20 protein-coding genes are annotated in these 19046 nt (G+C 67.0%); 13 read left to right on the forward strand and 7 right to left on the reverse strand.

From position 1 onward, the window contains the following. The first annotated feature begins 164 nt into the window (after positions 1-164). From PQB87_RS13255 to PQB87_RS13275, 5 genes are all read left to right on the forward strand, one after another. Entirely contained in the window at positions 165-1007 is an 843-nt protein-coding gene (locus PQB87_RS13255; RefSeq protein WP_021158556.1) for an AAA family ATPase, read from the forward strand. A gap of 27 nt (positions 1008-1034) precedes the next feature. Further along, positions 1035-2210: a vWA domain-containing protein gene (locus tag PQB87_RS13260; RefSeq protein ID WP_027786803.1), complete on the forward strand. Its 1176-nt coding sequence runs from the start codon at positions 1035-1037 to the stop codon at positions 2208-2210. Positions 2211-2265: 55 nt separating this feature from the next. Then, positions 2266-3477, forward strand: coding sequence for a benzoate/H(+) symporter BenE family transporter (locus tag PQB87_RS13265; protein WP_059688847.1), 1212 nt, complete (start codon positions 2266-2268; stop codon positions 3475-3477). A 168-nt stretch (positions 3478-3645) separates the two neighbouring features. Next, a complete protein-coding gene (gene tal / locus PQB87_RS13270) occupies positions 3646-4599 on the forward strand; it encodes a transaldolase (protein ID WP_027786801.1) in 954 nt (317 codons plus the stop codon). Between the two features lie 241 nt (positions 4600-4840). Further along, positions 4841-5296: a VOC family protein gene (locus tag PQB87_RS13275; RefSeq protein WP_059688846.1), complete on the forward strand. Its 456-nt coding sequence runs from the start codon at positions 4841-4843 to the stop codon at positions 5294-5296. 61 nt (positions 5297-5357) lie between these two features. Here the strand turns inward: PQB87_RS13275 and mctP are convergent, their stop codons facing one another. From mctP to PQB87_RS13290, 3 genes are all read right to left on the reverse strand, one after another. Next, positions 5358-6908 carry a monocarboxylate uptake permease MctP gene (gene mctP, locus PQB87_RS13280; RefSeq protein WP_301861137.1) on the reverse strand — a complete coding sequence of 517 codons (1551 nt, stop codon included), beginning with the start codon at positions 6906-6908 and terminating at the stop codon, positions 5358-5360. Continuing rightward, complete coding sequence (locus PQB87_RS13285) at positions 6905-7147, reverse strand: DUF3311 domain-containing protein (RefSeq protein ID WP_021158552.1); 243 nt, start codon at positions 7145-7147, stop codon at positions 6905-6907. The genes mctP and PQB87_RS13285 overlap by 4 nt, the downstream gene beginning before the upstream one ends. 198 nt (positions 7148-7345) lie before the next feature. After that, on the reverse strand, positions 7346-8263 hold the full coding sequence (locus tag PQB87_RS13290; RefSeq protein ID WP_113047955.1) for a class I SAM-dependent methyltransferase: 918 nt from the start codon (positions 8261-8263) through the stop codon (positions 7346-7348). A gap of 143 nt (positions 8264-8406) precedes the next feature. Between PQB87_RS13290 and PQB87_RS13295 the strand changes: the two genes are divergently transcribed. The 3 genes from PQB87_RS13295 to PQB87_RS13305 all read left to right on the forward strand — a co-directional run bounded on the left by PQB87_RS13295 (position 8407) and on the right by PQB87_RS13305 (position 9667). Next, complete coding sequence (locus tag PQB87_RS13295) at positions 8407-8661, forward strand: hypothetical protein (RefSeq protein WP_153488635.1); 255 nt, start codon at positions 8407-8409, stop codon at positions 8659-8661. A 323-nt stretch (positions 8662-8984) separates the two neighbouring features. Further along, positions 8985-9347: a type II toxin-antitoxin system RelE/ParE family toxin gene (locus PQB87_RS13300; RefSeq protein ID WP_048026588.1), complete on the forward strand. Its 363-nt coding sequence runs from the start codon at positions 8985-8987 to the stop codon at positions 9345-9347. After that, a complete protein-coding gene (locus PQB87_RS13305; protein WP_489242077.1) occupies positions 9344-9667 on the forward strand; it encodes a helix-turn-helix domain-containing protein in 324 nt (107 codons plus the stop codon). The genes PQB87_RS13300 and PQB87_RS13305 overlap by 4 nt, the downstream gene beginning before the upstream one ends. A 17-nt stretch (positions 9668-9684) precedes the next feature. Here the strand turns inward: PQB87_RS13305 and PQB87_RS13310 are convergent, their stop codons facing one another. The 4 genes from PQB87_RS13310 to PQB87_RS13325 form a co-directional block, all read right to left on the reverse strand. Next, positions 9685-10161: a DNA-deoxyinosine glycosylase gene (locus tag PQB87_RS13310; protein WP_059688872.1), complete on the reverse strand. Its 477-nt coding sequence runs from the start codon at positions 10159-10161 to the stop codon at positions 9685-9687. Further along, a complete protein-coding gene (locus PQB87_RS13315; RefSeq protein ID WP_431207626.1) occupies positions 10161-10760 on the reverse strand; it encodes a chorismate--pyruvate lyase family protein in 600 nt (199 codons plus the stop codon). The genes PQB87_RS13310 and PQB87_RS13315 overlap by 1 nt, the downstream gene beginning before the upstream one ends. Before the next feature lie 8 nt (positions 10761-10768). Next, on the reverse strand, positions 10769-12667 hold the full coding sequence (gene htpG, locus PQB87_RS13320; RefSeq protein ID WP_059688841.1) for a molecular chaperone HtpG: 1899 nt from the start codon (positions 12665-12667) through the stop codon (positions 10769-10771). 157 nt (positions 12668-12824) lie between these two features. Further along, on the reverse strand, positions 12825-14285 hold the full coding sequence (locus PQB87_RS13325) for an aminotransferase-like domain-containing protein (RefSeq protein WP_021158544.1): 1461 nt from the start codon (positions 14283-14285) through the stop codon (positions 12825-12827). Between the two features lie 230 nt (positions 14286-14515). Here PQB87_RS13325 and PQB87_RS13330 point away from each other — a divergent pair, with 230 nt between their 5' ends. From PQB87_RS13330 to PQB87_RS13350, 5 genes are all read left to right on the forward strand, one after another. Next, complete coding sequence (locus tag PQB87_RS13330) at positions 14516-15208, forward strand: VOC family protein (RefSeq protein ID WP_489242080.1); 693 nt, start codon at positions 14516-14518, stop codon at positions 15206-15208. Between the two features lie 54 nt (positions 15209-15262). After that, positions 15263-16171 (forward strand): DMT family transporter, encoded by a 909-nt coding sequence (locus tag PQB87_RS13335; protein WP_021158543.1) that lies wholly within the window; start codon positions 15263-15265, stop codon positions 16169-16171. A gap of 152 nt (positions 16172-16323) precedes the next feature. Beyond that, positions 16324-17505, forward strand: a complete 1182-nt coding sequence (locus tag PQB87_RS13340) for an aminotransferase-like domain-containing protein (protein ID WP_048025387.1) — start codon at positions 16324-16326, stop codon at positions 17503-17505. Positions 17506-17547: 42 nt separating this feature from the next. After that, on the forward strand, positions 17548-18006 hold the full coding sequence (locus PQB87_RS13345; RefSeq protein ID WP_006478174.1) for a RidA family protein: 459 nt from the start codon (positions 17548-17550) through the stop codon (positions 18004-18006). 13 nt (positions 18007-18019) lie between these two features. After that, positions 18020-18901, forward strand: coding sequence for a PhzF family phenazine biosynthesis protein (locus tag PQB87_RS13350; RefSeq protein ID WP_021158540.1), 882 nt, complete (start codon positions 18020-18022; stop codon positions 18899-18901). The last annotated feature ends 145 nt before the right edge of the window (positions 18902-19046 follow it).

The raw sequence follows: 19046 nt of genomic DNA on the forward strand, positions 1-19046 counted from the left end.
TCGCCACGCAGGCCAAAAAAAACGGCCAGATTGTACCGCGTCGGCGGGGAACGCGTCCACAAGGCGCCCCGCCACAGTCCCGCAACGATACGCGGGCGCGGCCCAACCGGACAGCCCTTCTGACTTATACTGGGTTTTTTTCCCCGATTGAGAAGAGCGCCGCCATGCGTTTCGAAGGGTCCTCGCACTACGTCGCCACCGACGATCTGAAGCTCGCGGTCAATGCCGCGCTGACGCTGCAACGCCCGCTGCTGATCAAGGGCGAGCCCGGCACCGGCAAGACCATGCTCGCCGAGGAAGTGGCCGCCGCGCTCGACATGCCGCTACTGCAGTGGCACATCAAGTCGACCACCAAGGCGCAGCAGGGCCTGTACGAATACGACGCCGTGTCGCGGCTGCGCGATTCGCAGCTCGGCGACGAGCGCGTGAAGGACATCTCGAACTACATCGTCAAGGGCGTGCTGTGGCAGGCGTTCGATGCCGAGCACCCGAGCGTGCTGCTGATCGACGAGATCGACAAGGCCGACATCGAATTCCCGAACGACCTGCTGCGCGAGCTCGACCGGATGGAATTCCACGTGTACGAGACGCGCGAAACGGTCCGCGCGAAGCACCGCCCGCTCGTCATCATCACGTCGAACAACGAGAAGGAGCTGCCCGACGCGTTCCTGCGCCGCTGCTTCTTCCACTACATCCAGTTCCCCGACCCGTCGACGATGCAGAAGATCGTCGCGGTCCATTTCCCGGACATCCGCGAGGAGCTGCTGCGCGCGGCGCTCGAGAGTTTCTTCGAATTGCGCGGCGTGTCGGGCCTGAAGAAGAAGCCGTCGACGTCCGAGCTGCTCGACTGGCTGAAGCTGCTGCTCGCCGAGAACATCCCGGCCGACGCGCTGCGCGGCGCGGACGCGAAGCAGATCGTGCCGCCGCTCGCGGGCGCGCTGCTGAAGAACGAGCAGGACCTGAGCCTGCTCGAACGGCTCGTCTACATGAACCGGCACAACCGGTAATCCCCCCTCACCCGCGAAGGCCCGGCCATGCTGCTCAATTTCTTCTACGCGCTGCGCGCAGCCAAGCTGCCCGTCTCCGTGAAGGAATACCTGACGCTGCTCGAAGCGCTGAAGGCCGGGCTGATCTCGCCGTCGATCGACGCGTTCTACTTCCTCGCACGGATGACGCTCGTCAAGGACGAGCAGTACTTCGACAAGTTCGACCAGGCGTTCGGCGCGTATTTCCACGGCGTGTCCGCGCTGCCGTCGGATGCATTCGACATTCCGCTCGACTGGCTCGAAAAGCGCCTCGAGCGCGAGCTGTCGCCGGAGGAGAAGGCGCAGATCGAGGCGATGGGCGGGCTCGACAAGCTGATGGAGCGCCTGAAGGCGCTGCTCGACGAGCAGAAGGAGCGCCACGAAGGCGGCAACAAGTGGATCGGCACCGGCGGCACGTCGCCGTTCGGGCACGGCGGCTACAACCCGGAAGGCGTGCGCATCGGTGGCCCGTCGAACGGCAACCGCACCGCGGTGAAGGTGTGGGAGGCGCGCGCGTACCGCGACTACGACGATTCCGTCGAGATCGGCACGCGCAACATCAAGGTCGCGCTGCGGCGGCTGCGCCGCTTCGCGCGCGAAGGCGCCGCCGAGGAGCTCGACCTGCCCGGCACGATCCGCAGCACCGCCGCGAACGCGGGCTGGCTCGACCTGCGGATGGTGCCCGAGCGCCACAACAACGTGAAGGTGCTGATGCTGCTCGACGTCGGCGGCTCGATGGACGATCACATCAAGCGCACCGAGGAGCTGTTCTCGGCCGCGAAGGCCGAATTCAAGCACCTGGAGTTCTTCTACTTCCACAACTGCGTGTACGACCACCTGTGGAAGAACAACCGCCGCCGCCACTCGGAACGCACCGCGACGTGGGACGTGCTGCACAAGTTCACGCCCGACTACAAGCTGATCTTCGTCGGCGACGCGACGATGAGCCCGTACGAAGTGCTGCAGCCCGGCGGCTCGGTCGAATACAACAACCCGGAAGCCGGCGCCGTGTGGCTGCGCCGCCTCGCCGACCAGTTCCCCCATCATGCATGGCTGAACCCGGAGCCCGAGCGGCTATGGGAATACCGGCAGTCGGTCGCGGTGATCCGCGACCTGCTCGGCCATCGCATGTATCCGCTCACGCTCGCGGGCCTCGAAACCGCGATGCGCGCACTCAGCAAGTAACGACACCCACCAAGACACGAAGGTCGCCTCCGGGCGGCCTCCCCCCGGAGAGAGCATGAACCCCTCGCCCACCGCGAGCGCCAGCCGCGCCGGCGGCCGCCGCTTTTTCGCCGATACATCCGTGTCCGCGCTCGTCGCCGGCTTCGTCGCGATGATGACCGGCTACACGAGCTCGCTCGTGCTGATGTTCCAGGCCGGCCGCGCCGCCCACCTCACCGATGCGCAGATCTCGTCGTGGATCTGGGCGCTGTCGATCGGCATGGCGCTGACGACGATCGGCCTGTCGCTGCGTTTTCGCGCGCCCGTCGTCGTCGCGTGGTCGACGCCCGGCGCCGCGCTGCTGATCGCGTCGCTGCCCGGCGTGCCCTACCCCGAGGCGATCGGCGCGTTCGTCGTCTGCGCGGTGCTGCTGACGGCCGTCGGCGTGAGCGGGCTGTTCGACACGCTGATGCGCAAGATTCCGGCCGGCATCGCCGCCGCCCTGCTCGCGGGCATCCTGTTCGAGATCGGCATCGAGATCTTCCGCGCCGCGCAGTTCCAGACCGCGCTCGTGCTCGCGATGTTCTTCACGTACCTGATCGTCAAGCGGCTCGCGCCGCGCTATGCGATCGTGACGACGCTGATCGTCGGCACGGCAGTGGCCGGCGGCCTCGGCCTGCTCGACTTCAGCGGTTTTCACATCGCGTTCGCGAAGCCCGTGTTCACGATGCCGGCGTTCTCGATCGCGTCGATCGTCAGCATCGGCATTCCGCTGTTCGTCGTCGCGATGGCGTCGCAGAACGTGCCGGGCATCGCGGTGCTGCGCGCGGACGGTTATCAGACCCCGTCGTCGCCGCTGATCGCGACCACCGGCCTCGCATCGCTGCTGCTCGCGCCGTTCGGCTCGCACGGCGTGAACCTCGCGGCGATCACGGCCGCGATCTGCACGGGCCCGGAAGCGCACGAGGATCACGCGAAGCGTTACACGGCCGCCGTGTGGTGCGGCATGTTCTACCTGGTCGCCGGTGTCTTCGGCGCGACGATCGCCGCGCTGTTCGCGGCGCTGCCGAAGGCGCTCGTCGTGTCGGTCGCCGCGCTCGCGTTGTTCGGCTCGATCATGAGCGGCCTCGCGAACGCGATGCAGGACGTGAAGCAGCGCGAAGCCGCGCTCGTCACGTTCATGGTCACCGCGTCGGGCCTCACGCTGCTGTCGATCGGCTCGGCCTTCTGGGGGCTCGTCGCGGGAATCGTCACGCAGGTGATCCTGAACGCGCGCCGCCCCGCTTGACGCGGCGCGGCACCCGCTGCCGCGGCCATTGGACACGTCAGAACGTGCCCGACCCGAATCGGGCCTAGAATAGCGAATCGGAAGCGGCGCCCGGCGCCGCTTCGCTTCGCCGCCGCGCTCGCGCGGCCCGTGAGAACCCGGCGCCTTGCGCCCTTCTTCCGAATCGCCATGACTACCGCACTCGACCAGCTGAAGCAGTACACGACCGTCGTCGCCGACACGGGCGATTTCCAGCAGCTTGCGCAATACCAGCCGCAGGACGCGACCACGAACCCTTCGCTGATCCTGAAAGCCGTCCAGAAGGACGCGTACAAGCCGATCCTCGAGAAAACCGTCCGCGATCATCGCAACGAAAGCACCGACTTCATCATCGACCGCCTGCTGATCGCATTCGGCACCGAAATCCTGAAGCTGATCCCGGGCCGCGTGTCGACCGAGGTCGACGCGCGCCTGTCGTTCGACACCCAGCGCTCGATCGACAAGGGTCGCGAACTCATCAAGCTGTACGAAGCAGCCGGCATCGGCCGCGAGCGCATCCTGATCAAGCTCGCGTCGACGTGGGAAGGCATCCGCGCGGCCGAAGTGCTGCAGAAGGACGGGATCAAGTGCAACATGACCCTGCTTTTCTCGCTCGTGCAGGCCGCCGCCTGCGCGGAAGCCGGCGCGCAGCTGATCTCGCCGTTCGTCGGCCGCATCTACGACTGGTTCAAGAAGCAGGCCGGCGCGGAGTGGAATGAAGAGAAGGACGGTGGCGCGAACGATCCGGGCGTGCAGTCGGTACGCCGCATCTACACGTACTACAAGACGTTCGGCTACAAGACCGAAGTGATGGGCGCGAGCTTCCGCACGACCAGCCAGATCACCGAACTCGCCGGCTGCGACCTGCTGACGATCAGTCCCGATTTGCTGCAGAAGCTGCAGGACAGCAACGAGACGGTCACGCGCAAGCTGTCGCCGGAAGCGCTGCACGACAAGCCCGCCGCGCGTGTCGCGATCGACGAGGCCGCGTTCCGCTTCCAGCTGAACGACGACGCGATGGCAACCGAAAAGCTCGCCGAAGGCATCCGCGTATTCGCCGCCGATGCGGTGAAGCTCGAAAAGCTGATCGACTCGCTGCGCTGAGCCGCGATACGCGTCAGCGGCTGTCGGCAACACTGACAACAGCCGTCAGCAGGCACGACGCACACGGCCGCGGACGTCATGTTCGCGGCCGTTTTTATTTTTCATTCCATCGTCAAGCACGCGCACTACAATCCACGTCACGGGTGCGGCGGCCGCCTCCCGATGCCCCCTTTTCCCGGTCAGTCTTGTACGACGCCGAACCCGCGCAGATGCGCAGGCCGGCCCATCACAGGAGACAACGATGCAAGTTCAACCGTACCTGACGTTCTACGGTCGCGCCGACGAAGCCATTCAGTTCTACGAAAAGGCACTCGGTGCGAAGACGATGTTCAAGATGCACTTCAAGGACGCGCCGCCGAATCCCGACTACCCGATGGCGCCGGAGATGGCCGACAAGGTGATGCACGCGAGCTTCACGATCGGCGACTCGATGATCATGTGCTCGGACGGCGACTGCAGCCAGCCGGCAGGCGCCGCGCACGCCGGCTATTCGCTGTCGCTGAACCCGGAGACGGTCGAGGAAGGCCAGAAGCTGTTCAATGCGCTCGCCGACGGCGGCGAAGTGACGATGCCGTTCGGCAAGACGTTCTGGGCGCTCGGCTTCGGGATGGCCAAGGATCGCTTCGGCGTGCACTGGATGGTCAACGTCGAAGACCTGTCGCAGCGCGAGGAGCTCGCGAAACGCGCGCAGGGCTGACGCGGGAAAACGCCCGCCACCTCACGGTGGCGGGCGTTTTCGTTACCGCGCGTCGTCCGTCTCAGCCTTCGACGACGTCGAGATAGTCTTCCGGCCGCGTGCGATCCTCAGCATGCGCCATGCCCATCACGCGCACCAGCACGCTCACCACCACCGCCACCACCAGGTTCACGATCAGCGACCACACGGCCGCGTAGCCGGGAATCGCGAGACCGAACAGGTGGATCGTGAAGATCGATCCGGCCAGCTTCAGCGAAATCGCCATCCACGTGCCGCACACGATGCCGGCCGCCCAGCCGGCCAGCAGGCCGCGATGGTCGAGCACGCGCGTATAGAGGCCGAGCACGATCGCGGGGAGCGTCTGGATGATCCAGATCCCGCCGAGCAGCTGCAGCTGGATCGCGTAGGTCAGCGGCAGCCCGAGGATGAACGCGACCGCGCCGACCTTCACGATCAGCGACACGAGCTTCGCGACGTGCGTCTCCTGCTCGTGCGACATGTTGCGGTTCACGAACTCGCGGTGAATGTTGCGCGTGTACAGGTTCGCGGCCGCGATCGACATGATGGCCGCCGGCACCAGCGCGCCGATGCCGATCGCCGCGAACGCGACGCCGACGAACCACGACGGGAAATACTCGAGGAACAGCGCGGGCACCGCGAAGTTCGGGCCGAACGCCTTGAAGTACGGCGCGTACTGCGGCATGTCCTTCACGCCCGCCGCAAGCGCCATGTAACCGAGCAGCGCGAGCAGGCCGAGCACGAACGAGTACGCGGGCAGCATCGCCATGTTGCGGCGGATCGAGTTGCCGGACGACGACGACAGGATCGCCGTGACCGAGTGCGGATACAGGAACAACGCGAGCGCCGAGCCGATCGCGAGCGTCGCGTACGCGCTGTAGCCGTTCAGGCTCATCGCGTCGGGCGCCTTCAGCAGCAGCTTGGCCGGCGGCACGTTCGCGAAGATGTGTCCGAAGCCGCCGAGCTTCGCCGGGATCACGATGACCGCCGCGGCGATCGTGATGTAGATCAGGATGTCCTTGACGATCGCGATCATCGCGGGCGCGCGCAGGCCCGACGTGTACGTGTACGCGGCGAGGATCGCGAACGCGATGATCAGCGGCAGGTCGCCGACGAAGCCGGTCGTGTCGAAGCCGAGTGCGCCGATCACCACTTCGATGCCGACGAGCTGCAGCGCGATGTACGGCATCGTCGCGAGGATGCCCGTCACCGCGATCGCGAGCGCGAGCATCCGGCTGCCGTAGCGCGCGTTGACGAAGTCGGCGGCCGTCACGTAGCCGTGCCGCTTCGCGATGCTCCACAGCTTCGGGAACACGACGAACGCGAACGGATAGATCAGGATCGTATAGGGCAGTGCGAAGAAACCCATCGCGCCGGCGCCGAACACGAGCGCGGGCACCGCGACGAAGGTGTACGCCGTATAGAGGTCGCCGCCGAGCAGGAACCACGTGACGATCGTGCCGAAGCGGCGTCCGCCGAGGCCCCATTCGTCGAGATGGGCGAGATCGCCGCGCCGCCAGTTCGCGGCCAGGAAACCGATGATCGTGACGCCGATGAACAGCAGGACGAAGACGAAGGTTGCGCCGAGATTCATCGTGCACCTCCCTGCGGGCCGCTCGCCTTCCACGCGTTCTTGGTCTTGAAGTACACGAACGCGGTGATCACCGCGCTGATGAAGACCCAAAGCAGCTGGTACCAGTAGAAAAACGGAAAACCGAACATCTGCGGTTCGATCTTGCTGTACGACGGTACCCAGACCATCGCGATCAACGGCAGTACCAGCAGCCAGAGCCAGCGCTTGGCGGCCCGGTTGGCGTCGGCATCGTGAGCCATGACGTCTCCTCTTCTTTCCCGGTTATCGATCTTGTTGAGCGGGTACGGCGCCGAGAGGAGCGCAAAACGGGTAGGCTGCGGCTCCCCTGGCTTCGCGCCAGTATAGGAGCCGCGAGCACGCGGTCAAGCGGGGGCGAACCCGATGTGATCCGCCCCTTGTCGCGTGGTTGCACCGGCCTGCCGCCGGTGCCTGAAGCGTCAGATCGCGAACGAGGTATCGCGCGCGCCGGCCGTTTCTTTCAAAGCTTTCACCCACTTGCGTGCGGGCAGCTTCAGCGTGTCCTCGATCAGCTTCGCACGCGCGTCGAGCTGCGCGAACGACACGTCGAGCACGGGGCCCGAGAACGCGATCGCGATCCGGTTGCCGTCATGCACTTCCGGCAGCGCGATCACGCGATGATCGAACGCCGCGTTCAGGTGCTTCATGTTGCGCACGAAGCTCGGATGGTCGCCGAACAGGTTGATCGTCGCGATGCCCGCGTCGGCAAGGCAGCCGCGCACCGCACGGTAGAACGCGACGCTGTCGAGCACCGGGCCGCGCGCGGTCGCGTCGTACAGGTCGATCTGGATCGCGCCCGTCGTGCCGCGGTTGGCCGGGTCGTTGACGAAGTCCCATGCGTCGGCTTCATGCACGGCGAGACGCGCATCGTCGGGCGGCAGCGCGAACATCGTGCGCGCGGCGACGATCACGGCCGGGTTCAGCTCGACGGCCTCGACCTTCGCTTGCGGGAGGAAGCGGTGCGAGAACTTGGTCAGCGCGCCGGTGCCGAGCCCGAGCTGGACGATCCGCCCGGGCGTTTCGAGGAACAGCAGCCACGCCATCATCTGCTGCGCGTATTCGAGCTCGATGTGCAGCGGCTTCGAGATCCGCATCGCACCCTGTACCCACTCGGTGCCGAAGTGCAGGAAGCGCACGCCGCCCTCTTCCGAGAACGTGACGGGCGCGAAGCGCGGCTTGCGCGGCGCTTCGAGCACGGGCACGTCGTCGTGTTCGTCGATGTCCGGGCGGCGCTTCACGCGCGGCGGCTGGAGTTTTTCGGAGCCGTTGTAGGCGGACGGCTTGCGATTCTTGAACGCGCGCGCCTCGGCGGACGCGCGCTTGATCAGTCGGGTCATGATTGAATCTCGCTGGGTGACGCTGGTTTTAGCGGACGAGAGGATAGCATTGGTGGGGGATGGCGGCCGCGAGCCGCGCCCGGCTGCACCCGACTTCGAATCCCGTTGGCGATACACGGCATTCATCGCTCGAAGGAGGAAACATGACCTCAACCGACAGGAAGATCTGGTTTCCGGCGAAACGCTACGGATGGGGCTGGGGATGGCCGGTTGCGTGGCAGGGCTGGGTCGTGCTGGTGCTGTTCACGCTCGGGATCATCGCGAGTGCGTGGCTGGCGCCGCCTCACCGATCGCCGTTCGCCTACGCCATTTGCATCGTGGCATTGGTCGCGCTGCTGATTGCCGTGTGCTGGCTCAAGGGCGAGAAACCCGGGTGGCGTTGGGGCAAGGACGATTGACGGTCAGGCTCGACACGCAGCCCGTGCGGTCGTGGTTCGTCGGCAGGAAACACCCCTCCCCTCGGTCATCGATACGCCGCGGCCACACTCTGTCGATCGGCTGAATTGTCCCGAATCTCCCTGCGACACGAGAATGCGAAAGAACGGCCGTGTGCGGGAAGGACACATGCTCGCATCCGCATCGACACGCATCCCGATGCCGAACCGGCTTCGCCCGTCGGCGTTCCCCCCAGCTTGTCCCGCGCCTGACATCGCAACCGAACTGCCGCAGCAGGTTCCCGCGCGCACCTTGAAAATATACCCAAATAGGGATAAATTCATCGATGGATCCGTACATCAAACCGCTGTACTGGCTCGGTTCGGCGCTTAAGGACCTGAAAGCGATGCCCGATGCCGTACAGGACACGGTCGGATATGCGCTGTACCTGGCGCAGACGGGGCGAAAGCACGATCACGCCAAGCCGTTGAGGGGCTTCGGATCGGCCGGCGTGCTCGAGATCGTGGAATCGGAAGACAACGGCACGTACCGCGCCGTCTACACCGTGAAGCTCGGGAACAGCGTGTACGTGTTGCACAGCTTCCAGAAAAAATCGTCGAGCGGCATCGCGACACCGAAGCCGGACGTCGATCTGATCCGTGAACGCCTGAAAGCAGCCGAAGCGCACGCAAAAGGAGAAAGTCGATGATCGAAATCGAGCAGGGCAGCGGTAACGTCTACGCCGATCTGGGTAGGCACGATGCCGACGAAATGCTTGTGAAGGCGCAACTCGCCGCCAAGATCGCCGAGATCATCAAGGCGCGCAAATGGACGCAGCAGCATGCCGCGCGATTGCTCGGCATGACGCAACCGAAACTGTCGAACATGCTGCGCGGACAGTTTCGCGGCGTGAGCGAAACGAAGATGCTCGAGTGTCTGGCGAAGCTCGGGCGCGACGTGCAGATCGTCGTCGGACCCGACCGTCATTCGGAAATCGAGGGGCGCATCGAAGTCGTATTCGCAGCCTGACGGCAGCGCCGCGCCCATCAAGAAATCATTCGACGCCAGAATTCCAGCTTCTGCTCGAACGACAACATTGCATTCGCCGGGCTCGACGAAGGCAGCACGAGCGTCTCGTACCCGGCCTGGCCGATCACGTCGGCGAACCGCCCTGCCGTCTTGCCATTGAAGCACACGCGCTTCAGCAACGGCGCATGGTCCCGCAACGAATCGAAGTCGTTCGGCTTCGCATTCCGGATGGCCGAGTCGAGGCTACCCTGGCGATGGCATGCATCGAGGACGTCCCAGATGCCGATGCCATGCGAAAGCACGCACACGAGCCGCGCATCGTACGGCAGGTCATGAAGCGTCGGCTCGCCGAGCACCGCCCCCAGCAACCGCCAGAACTGGTTGCGCGGATGCGCGTAATACTGCGCGGCGTCGAGCGACGCCTCGCCCGGGAAACTGCCCAGGATCATCGTGTGCGTATCCGGCCCGACGACCGGCGCAAACCCCTGCAGCATCACGCGTCTCCACGCGGCCCGACGGACCGGGGCCCGTCGCCGTGCGCATCGAGATGACGCCACAGCGCCGGCAGCATGCATTCGGTGACCATCAGCGGCTTGCCGTGACGCTGGAACACCGAACGCCGCGCAGCGAACGCATGCGGCGTGCGCACGCCCGCGCCGAGCGCATGGCTCGCGAGCGCGTACAGCGGATGGCCGGCGATCACGCGCCGGCTGACGAGCGCGGAACGTTCGACCTGCGGATCGCTGTACAGCAACTCGGCCAGCGGCCGCGTGCGCAGCCGCCGCATTGCCTGCCACACGCCCTTGCTGGCCGCGAGCGGCGCGATGCTGTGCGCGGCAACAAAAGGCGTGCCGTCGACCGACAGGATCACCTCGCGCACCCACATCGGCGCGCGCGGCGAACTGGCGAGCGCGTCCGGCTCGTCGAACCACGGGCAGTCGACGGCCTCGCGCGTCACCCGCACGTTCACGCGGCCGAGCCGCGCGAGGTGCGCGGTCAGCGATCCGCCGCGCGTCAGCCAGTCGCGCTGGTCGAGCGTGCAGCCGGGCCGCGGCGTCTCGCGCCAGCCGGCCTGGCCGCCGTCGAATCGCAAGCGCGCGTTCACGCGGCGCGCGACAGCAGCAGCGCGTTGGTCCGCTTCACGAAGCTCGCCGGATCGTCCAGCATGCCGCCTTCGGCCAGCAGCGCCTGATCGAACAACAGATGGGCCCAGTCGCCGAAATCGGCGCTGTCGGCCTTCAGTTGCTTGACGAGCGCGTGCTCCGGGTTGATCTCGAGGATCGGCTGCATCGCCGGCGCATTCTGGCCGGCCGCCTTCAGCATCCGCTGCAGGTAGCCGCTCATGTCGTTGTCGTCGGCGACGAGGCACGACGGCGAATCGGTCAGGCGGAACGTGACGCGCACTTCCTTCACCTTGTCGCCGAGCGCTTCCTTCATCTTCTCCACGACGGGCTTGATCGCCTCGCCCGCTTCTTCCTGCGCCTTCTTCTCTTCGTCGTTCAGCTCGCCGAGGTCGAGATCGCCGCGCGCCACGCTCGCGAGCGGCTTGCCGTCGAATTCATGCAGGAACGACAGCATCCATTCGTCGACGCGGTCGGTCAGCAGCAGCACCTCGACACCCTTCTTGCGGAACACTTCGAGGTGCGGGCTGTTCTTCGCGGCCTGCCACGTATCGGCCGTCACGTAGTAGATCTTGCTCTGCTCGGGCTTCATGCGCGACACGTAGTCGGCGAGCGACACGTCCTGCGCGTCGGTGTCGCCGTGCGTCGACGCGAAGCGCAGCAGCTTCGCGATGCGCTCGCGGTTCGCGTGATCCTCGCCGAGGCCTTCCTTCAGCACCTGGCCGAACGCGCCCCAGAATGTCTTGTACTTCTCCTTGCCGGCATCCTCTTCCGCGTTCGCGAGTTCCTCGAGCATCGACAGCGCGCGCTTGGTCACGCCTTCGCGGATCGCCTTCACGTCGCGGCTTTCCTGCAGGATTTCACGCGACACGTTCAGCGGCAGGTCGGCCGAATCGACGACGCCCTTCACGAAGCGCAGGTATTGCGGCAGCAGCTGCTCGGCGTCGTCCATGATGAACACGCGCTTCACGTACAGCTTCAGGCCGCCGCGGTAGTCGCGGTTCCACAGGTCGAACGGCGCGTGCGCCGGCACGAACAGCAGCTGCGTGTATTCGCTGCGGCCCTCGACGCGGTTGTGGGTCCACGTGAGCGGATCCTGGTGGTCGTGCGCGATGTGCTGGTAGAACTGCGTGTACTGCTCGTCGGTGACGTCGCCCTTCGAACGCGTCCACAGCGCGCTCGCCTGGTTGACGGTCTCGTCCTCGTCCTTCAGGACCATCTCGCCCTTTTCCTGATCCCACTCTTCCTTCTGCATCAGGATCGGCAGCGCGATGTGATCGGAATACTTCTGGATGATCGACTTCAGGCGGTGCGACGACAGCAGCTCGTCCTCGCCTTCGCGCAGGTGCAGCGTGATCGTCGTGCCGCGCTGCGCGCGCTCGATCGCGTCGATCGTGAAGTCGCCCTCGCCCGCGCTTTCCCAGCGCACGGCTTCGTTCGCCGGCAGGCCCGCGCGGCGCGTCTCGACGGTGATCTTGTCCGCGACGATGAAGCCCGAGTAGAAACCGACGCCGAACTGGCCGATCAGCGCCGCGTCCTTCTGCTGGTCGCCTGACAGCTTCGTGAAGAATTCCTTGGTGCCCGAACGCGCGATCGTGCCGAGGTTCGCGATCGCCTCGTCGCGGCTCATGCCGATGCCGTTGTCCTCGATCGTGATCGTGCGTGCGGCCTTGTCGAAGCCGATGCGGATGCGCAGGTTCGGATCGTTCTCGTACAGCGCGTTGTCCGCGAGCGCTTCGAAACGCAGCTTGTCGGCCGCGTCGGACGCGTTCGACACCAGTTCGCGCAGGAAGATTTCCTTGTTGCTGTAGAGCGAATGGATCATCAGGTGGAGAAGTTGCTTGACCTCTGCCTGAAAGCTCATCGTTTCATGTGCCATGGATGCTGTTTCCTCTTACTTGAACTTGAATGGTGTGGCGCAGGCGCCCGGCGCGCGATGCCGGACGGCCCTGGAGGGCCACCGCCTGGCGCAAGCGGTTTGCGCGCGTATCTGGGGATCGCACGCCCGATTTCAAGGGCCGGCGTGCGGCGCCCGATTACGACGCGCGGCGTACGGCCGAATCGATATAGCGCGACAGCAGCCCCGGCAGCGCCGGATCGCCGCAGTTCGCGACGTTGAAGCGCATCCACGTCGACGGCGATTGCTGCGGCGAGAACAGGCTGCCCGGCGTCAGCAGAAAGCCGGCCTCGTGCGCGACCGCCGCGAGCGCGTCGGAGTCGACGCCCGTGTCGGCCCACAGGAACATCCCGGCCGCCGGCATCGTGAAGAGGCCGAGCCCGGTGCGCTCGAGCATCCGCGCGGTCTTGTCGCGCACGCCGTCGAGCCGCGCGCGCAGCCGCTCCACGTGGCGCCGGTAATGCCCTTCGGTCAGGATCTTGTAGAGCACGCGCTCGTTGAGCTCGGGCGTCGTCATCCCGACCAGCATCTTCTGGTCGGTGACCGCCTTCGCGATCTCCGGCGCGCACGCGACATAGCCGACCCGCAGGTTCGCCGCGAGCGTCTTCGAATAGCTGCCGAGGTAGATCACGCGCTTCAGCTGGTCGAGGCTCGCGAGGCGCGTGGCCGGATAGCTCGGCGGGCACAGGTCGCCGTACACGTCGTCCTCGACGACGAGGAAGTCGTACGCCTCCGCGAGCTTCAGGATCCGGAACGCCTGCGCGGCCGACAGCGACGTGCCGGTCGGGTTCTGCAGCACCGAGTTGATCACGAGCATCTTTGGCCGCCACATCTGCACCAGCGTCTCGAGCGCGTCGAGATCGGGGCCGTCCGGTGTGTAAGGCATCCCGACGAGTTGCGCGCCCTGCGCCGCGAAACGCCCGAACATCTGGAACCAGGCCGGATCGCCGACGATCACCGCGTCGCCAGGCCGCATGTAGATCCGCGAAATCAGGTCGATCGCCTGCGTGATCCCCGAGACGAGCACGATCTGCTCGGGTTTCGCGCCGATCTCCACTTCGGCGAGGCGCGTCTGCAGTTGCTGGCGCAGCGGCAGGAAGCCCTGCGCGGTGCCGAAGCCGAGCATCTGCGCGCCGGACTGGCGCCCGAGCGCGCGCAGCGCGCCGGTAATCAGTTCGCCGTCGAGCCAGCGGCCCGGCAGATAGCCGAGACCCGGCCCCTTTTCCGGGCTGACGGTGTGCAGCATGTTGCGCAGCAGCCAGACGACGTCGATCGTGTTGTGCACCGGCGCGGCCTCGGCCACGCGCGCGACGCTGTCGGCCGGCTGCGGGCCGGCGGCCGTGCGCTCGCGCACGTAGAAACCCGAGCCGCGCCGCGAGTCGAGATAGCCCTGCGCGACGAGCCGCTCATAGGCCTCGACGACGGTGAAGCGGGATACGCTCTTGTCGAGCGCGAGCTTGCGGATCGACGGCATCCGCATGCCGGGCCGGAACACGCGTTCGTCGATACGCCGCCGCGCCCACTGGACCAACTGGTCGACGAGCGTGAGCGTGGCCGTATCGTGCGGCACGGGAATCTGGGCGAGTGGGACGGTGGACATGGGCGGCAGCTCCAACTGTACCGAAGGCTATCGCGCCGATTGTACCGTTACTGTGCCGGTAGCGACGATTACAGTTGACCGGAACGGCGACCGTGCGGCCGCCGTTCCGGCACCGCCGCACCCGGCACCGCGCCCACCGGCCCGCATCGCGGTCGGTGCACCGGCCGGGCCGGCCACCGCCCGGCGCCTCGTCTGCCCACCATGACACTTTCGCTTCCCGACCGACGTTCATGCCAGCCCGCTCCCTGACACTCGACCATCTCGTGATCGCCGCGCGCACGCTCGACGAAGGCGTACGCCATGTCGCCGACGCGCTCGGCATCGAACCGGCCGGCGGCGGCCGCCACCCGCTGATGCGAACCCACAATGCGCTGTTCGGCGCGTGGGGCGGGCTGTACCTCGAGGTGATCGCGATCGACCCCGACGCGCCGGCGCCGAACGACGGCGCCGAGCCGCCGCGCGCCCGGCTGTTCGCGCTCGACGAGCCGGCCATGCACGCGCGGCTCGCGCAAGGCCCGTTTCTCGCGCACTGGGTCGCGCGCGTCGACCATCCGCGCCAGCTCGCGCTGTGGCAGAGCCAGTACCCGGCACGCATCGCGCCGGTCGTCGCGATGCGGCGCGGCGACCTGAGCTGGGGCCTCACCGTGCCCGACGACGGCGCGTTCCCCGCGTGGCAAGGCGCGGGCGACGGCCTCGTGCCGTCGCTGATCCAGTGGGACAGCACGCGCCACCCGTCCGAATCGCTGCCGGGCGACGGCGTCGCGCTGAAGGCGCTCAAGGGCGTCCACCCGCGCGCGGATGCGATCCGCGAGCAGCTCGACTGGCTCGGCGCCGCCCACCTGCTCGACCTCGAAGCCGCCGACGGCCCGCCCGCGCTCGTCGCCGAATTCGACACGCCGCAGGGCCCGCGCACGCTGCGCTGAGCCGCCCACCGCCCCGCCCCTACCCAATACCGGCAACACGGAGACACCCATCCCATGAATTCGCGCGAAACCCGAGGCATGCTGCTCGGCCTCATCGGCGTCATGATCTTCAGCCTGACGCTGCCGATGACGCGGATCGTCGTCTCCGAACTCCATCCGCTGCTCAACGGGCTCGGCCGCGCGCTCGCCGCCGCGGTACCGGCCGGCCTGCTGCTGTGGTGGCGCCGCGAGCCGCTGCCGACCCGCGCGCAACTGAAAAGCCTCGCGATCACGTCGGCGGGCGTGATCATCGCGTATCCGGTGTTTTCCGCATGGGCGATGAAATCGGTACCGGCGTCGCACGGCGCGGTGGTCAACGGCCTCCAGCCGCTGTTCGTCGCGCTGTACGCGGCATGGCTGTCGCACGAGCGGCCGTCGAAGGCGTTCTGGGCCAGCGCGGTGGCCGGCAGCGCACTCGTGATCGCGTTCGCGCTGCGCGACGGCGGCGGCACCGTGCAGGCCGGCGACGCACTGATGCTCGTCGCGGTCGGCATCGGCGCGCTCGGCTATGCGGAAGGCGCGCGCCTCGCGCGCCAGATCGGCGGCTGGCAGGTGATCTGCTGGGCGCTCGTCGTGTCCGCGCCGTTCCTCGTGCTGCCGGTCGGCTGGCTCGCATGGATGCAGCATGCCGCGCATCCGGGCCCGCTCGCCCTGCGCACGTGGCTCGCCTTCGGCTACGTGACCCTCTTTTCGCAATTCATCGGCTTTTTCGCGTGGTACGCGGGGCTCGCGATGGGCGGCATCGCGCGCGTGGGCCAGGTGCAACTGCTGCAGATTTTTTTCACGATCGCCTTTTCCGCGCTGCTGTTCGGCGAAACGGTCACGTCGTCCACGTGGCTGTTCGCGGCCGCGGTGATCGCCACCGTGGTGCTCGGGCGCCGCTCGGCGGTCGCCACGGCCGCGCAACCGGCTCGCGCCGGCTGAACAGGTGCGCCATAATGGACGTTTTGCCTGATCGGTTTTGCCCACCCGGCCGCGAAGGCTCGATCGCGCTCGCGCATGCCCACCCGGCAGCGTCGAAGCGATTTGCCCGAACGACCTTTCTTGACTGACCACGATATCCGAACGAGGAGACTATGAATCCGAGCGACCTGCATCCGCCGCACTGGCAGCTTTCCGAACGCGCCCGCAAGCTGACGAGCTCTGCGATCCGCGAAATCCTGAAGGTCACGGAACGCCCCGAGGTCATCTCGTTCGCCGGCGGCCTGCCCGCCCCCGCGACGTTCCCGGCCGAACGCATGCGCGCCGCCGCCGATCGCGTGCTGCGCGACGCGCCGGCCGCCGCGCTCCAGTACAGCGCGACCGAAGGCTACCTGCCGCTGCGCGAATGGATCGCCGAGCGCTACAGCGTGCGCGTGTCGCAGGTGCTGATCACGACCGGCTCGCAGCAGGCGCTCGACCTGCTCGGCAAGGCGCTCGTCGATCCGGGCAGTCCGATCCTCGTCGAAACCCCGACCTACCTCGGCGCACTGCAGTCGTTCTCGCTGTACGAGCCGCGCTACGTGCAGGTGCCGACCGACGAGCAGGGCCTGCTGCCGGAAGGCCTGACGCCGGAACTCACGCAAGGCGCGCGCCTGCTGTACGCGCAGCCGAACTTCCAGAACCCGACCGGCCGCCGCCTGCCCGTCGAGCGCCGCCGCGCGCTCGCCGCGTTCGCGCAGTCGAGCCCGTTCCCGGTGCTGGAAGACGATCCGTACGGCGCGCTGAACTACCGCGGCGAGCCGCTGCCGACGATGCTGTCGATGGCGCCCGATCACGTCGTGCACCTCGGCACGTTCTCGAAGGTGCTCGCGCCGGGCCTGCGGATCGGCTACATCATTGCGCCCGAGGAACTCCACTTCAAGCTCGTGCAGGCCAAGCAGGCCACCGACCTGCACACGCCGACGCTCACGCAGCGCATCGCGCACGAAGTGATCAAGGACGGTTTCCTCGACGAGCACATCCCGACGATCCGCGAGCTGTACAGCGCGCAGTGCGACGCGATGCTCGGCTCGCTCGAGCGCCACATGCCGGAAGGCGTCACGTGGAACCGGCCGGAAGGCGGGATGTTCATCTGGGTGAACCTGCCCGCGCAGATCGACAGCATGAAGCTGCTCGCGGCGGCCGTCGACAATCACGTCGCCTTCGTGCCGGGCGCGCCGTTCTTCGCGGACAACGCGCAGCAGAACACGCTGCGCCTGTCGTTCGTGACGGTGCCGCCCGAGAAGATCGAGGAAGGCGTCGCTCGCCTCGGCAAGCTGCTGCGCGAGCGCCTCTGATCCCCTTTTTCCTGTCACGACTCTCTACGAGGAATCGAATCCATGGCTAACGTCTACGACAAGCTGAAGTCGCTCGGCATCGAGCTCCCGACCGCCGGTGCACCGGCCGCCGCCTACGTGATGAGCGCGCAAAGCGGCAATACGGTCTACCTGTCGGGCCACATCGCGAAGAAGGACGGCAAGGTCTGGGCCGGCAAGCTCGGCGCGGATCTTCAGACGGAAGACGGCAAGGCGGCCGCGCGCTCGATCGCGATCGACCTGCTCGCGACGCTGCACGCGCACACCGGCGACCTGAACAAGGTCACGCGCATCGTCAAGCTGATGAGCCTCGTCAACTCGACGCTCGACTTCACCGAACAGCACGTCGTGACGAACGGCGCGTCGGAACTGATCGCCGAAGTGTTCGGCGACGCGGGCAAGCACGCACGCTCGGCTTTCGGCGTCGCGCAGATCCCGCTCGGCGCGTGCGTCGAGATCGAGCTGATCGCCGAAGTTGCGTAACGGGCGCAACGCAGTGCCCGGCCGTCTCGTCCGCTTCAAGCAGGTCGACGTGTTCACGTCGGTGCCGTTCAAGGGCAACGCGCTCGCCGTGGTGTTCGACGCCGATTCGCTCGGCGACGACGCCATGCTCGAGATCGCCCGCTGGACGAACCTGTCGGAAACCACGTTCGTCTGCACGCCGACCGATCCGGAGGCCGACTACCGCGTCCGGATCTTCACGACGGCCGGTGAACTGCCGTTCGCCGGCCACCCGACGCTCGGCACCGCGCATGCGTTCCTGGAAAGCGGCGCGCGGCCGCGTACGCCGGGCCGGCTGATCCAGCAGTGCGGGGTCGGCCTGGTTGCGCTGCGCGAGCAGGCCGACGGCTGGGCGTTCGCCGCGCCGCCGGCCCGCGTCACGCCGCTCGACCGTTCGGACTACGCGGCACTGGCGGCCGCGCTGCGCAGCGACGCGATCGACCTGGAAGCCGAGCCGTGCGCGGTCGACAACGGCGCGCCGTGGCTGGTCGTGCGGCTGAAGTCGGCCGACGCGTGCATCGGCCTGTCGCCCGATCCGGCCGCGCTGGAGGCGCTCACGCACCGTTACGGCATGGACGGCCTCGCCGTCTACGCCCCGCACGCCGAAGGCGGCCCCGCGACGTTCGAAATCCGCTGCCTGATGACGGGCGGCAACTTCGGCTTCGGCGAGGATCCCGTCACCGGCAGCGCAAACGCCGCGCTGGCCGGGCTGCTGACACGGCAGGAGCGCCGCCCCGGCCCGTCGTATACGGCCCGCCAGGGTACGGCGATCGGCCGCGACGGCCGCATCTTCGTCAGCTATGCCGAAGACGGCACCACCTGGATCGGCGGCGATGTCGTCACGGTCGTCGACGGCACCTTCCTGTCACCCGTGTGACATTTCGCGATGTGCGATGGCGCCGGCCCGCCCGGCGCCCCCTACGCTTCGCCCAACTATCGCAAAAACGTTCCAGCCAGTAATATCGGGCCTAATCCGTTGTTTCGGAGGTCTGTCCATGGTTGCGTGTCCCGCGAACGAACAG

The organism is Burkholderia sp. KL41, from assembly GCF_057005415.2.

Coding starts and splice junctions, on each gene's coding strand:
- tal (WP_027786801.1), top strand. CDS start 3,646: ATGACTACCGCACTCGACCAGCTGAAGCAGTACACGACCGTCGTCGCC.
- PQB87_RS13300 (WP_048026588.1), top strand. CDS start 8,985: ATGGATCCGTACATCAAACCGCTGTACTGGCTCGGTTCGGCGCTTAAG.
- mctP (WP_301861137.1), bottom strand. CDS start 6,908: ATGAATCTCGGCGCAACCTTCGTCTTCGTCCTGCTGTTCATCGGCGTC.
- PQB87_RS13260 (WP_027786803.1), top strand. CDS start 1,035: ATGCTGCTCAATTTCTTCTACGCGCTGCGCGCAGCCAAGCTGCCCGTC.
- PQB87_RS13310 (WP_059688872.1), bottom strand. CDS start 10,161: ATGCTGCAGGGGTTTGCGCCGGTCGTCGGGCCGGATACGCACACGATG.
- PQB87_RS13305 (WP_489242077.1), top strand. CDS start 9,344: ATGATCGAAATCGAGCAGGGCAGCGGTAACGTCTACGCCGATCTGGGT.
- PQB87_RS13265 (WP_059688847.1), top strand. CDS start 2,266: ATGAACCCCTCGCCCACCGCGAGCGCCAGCCGCGCCGGCGGCCGCCGC.
- PQB87_RS13325 (WP_021158544.1), bottom strand. CDS start 14,285: ATGTCCACCGTCCCACTCGCCCAGATTCCCGTGCCGCACGATACGGCC.
- PQB87_RS13345 (WP_006478174.1), top strand. CDS start 17,548: ATGGCTAACGTCTACGACAAGCTGAAGTCGCTCGGCATCGAGCTCCCG.
- PQB87_RS13255 (WP_021158556.1), top strand. CDS start 165: ATGCGTTTCGAAGGGTCCTCGCACTACGTCGCCACCGACGATCTGAAG.
- PQB87_RS13275 (WP_059688846.1), top strand. CDS start 4,841: ATGCAAGTTCAACCGTACCTGACGTTCTACGGTCGCGCCGACGAAGCC.
- htpG (WP_059688841.1), bottom strand. CDS start 12,667: ATGGCACATGAAACGATGAGCTTTCAGGCAGAGGTCAAGCAACTTCTC.
- PQB87_RS13285 (WP_021158552.1), bottom strand. CDS start 7,147: ATGGCTCACGATGCCGACGCCAACCGGGCCGCCAAGCGCTGGCTCTGG.
- PQB87_RS13330 (WP_489242080.1), top strand. CDS start 14,516: ATGCCAGCCCGCTCCCTGACACTCGACCATCTCGTGATCGCCGCGCGC.
- PQB87_RS13295 (WP_153488635.1), top strand. CDS start 8,407: ATGACCTCAACCGACAGGAAGATCTGGTTTCCGGCGAAACGCTACGGA.
- PQB87_RS13290 (WP_113047955.1), bottom strand. CDS start 8,263: ATGACCCGACTGATCAAGCGCGCGTCCGCCGAGGCGCGCGCGTTCAAG.
- PQB87_RS13340 (WP_048025387.1), top strand. CDS start 16,324: ATGAATCCGAGCGACCTGCATCCGCCGCACTGGCAGCTTTCCGAACGC.
- PQB87_RS13335 (WP_021158543.1), top strand. CDS start 15,263: ATGAATTCGCGCGAAACCCGAGGCATGCTGCTCGGCCTCATCGGCGTC.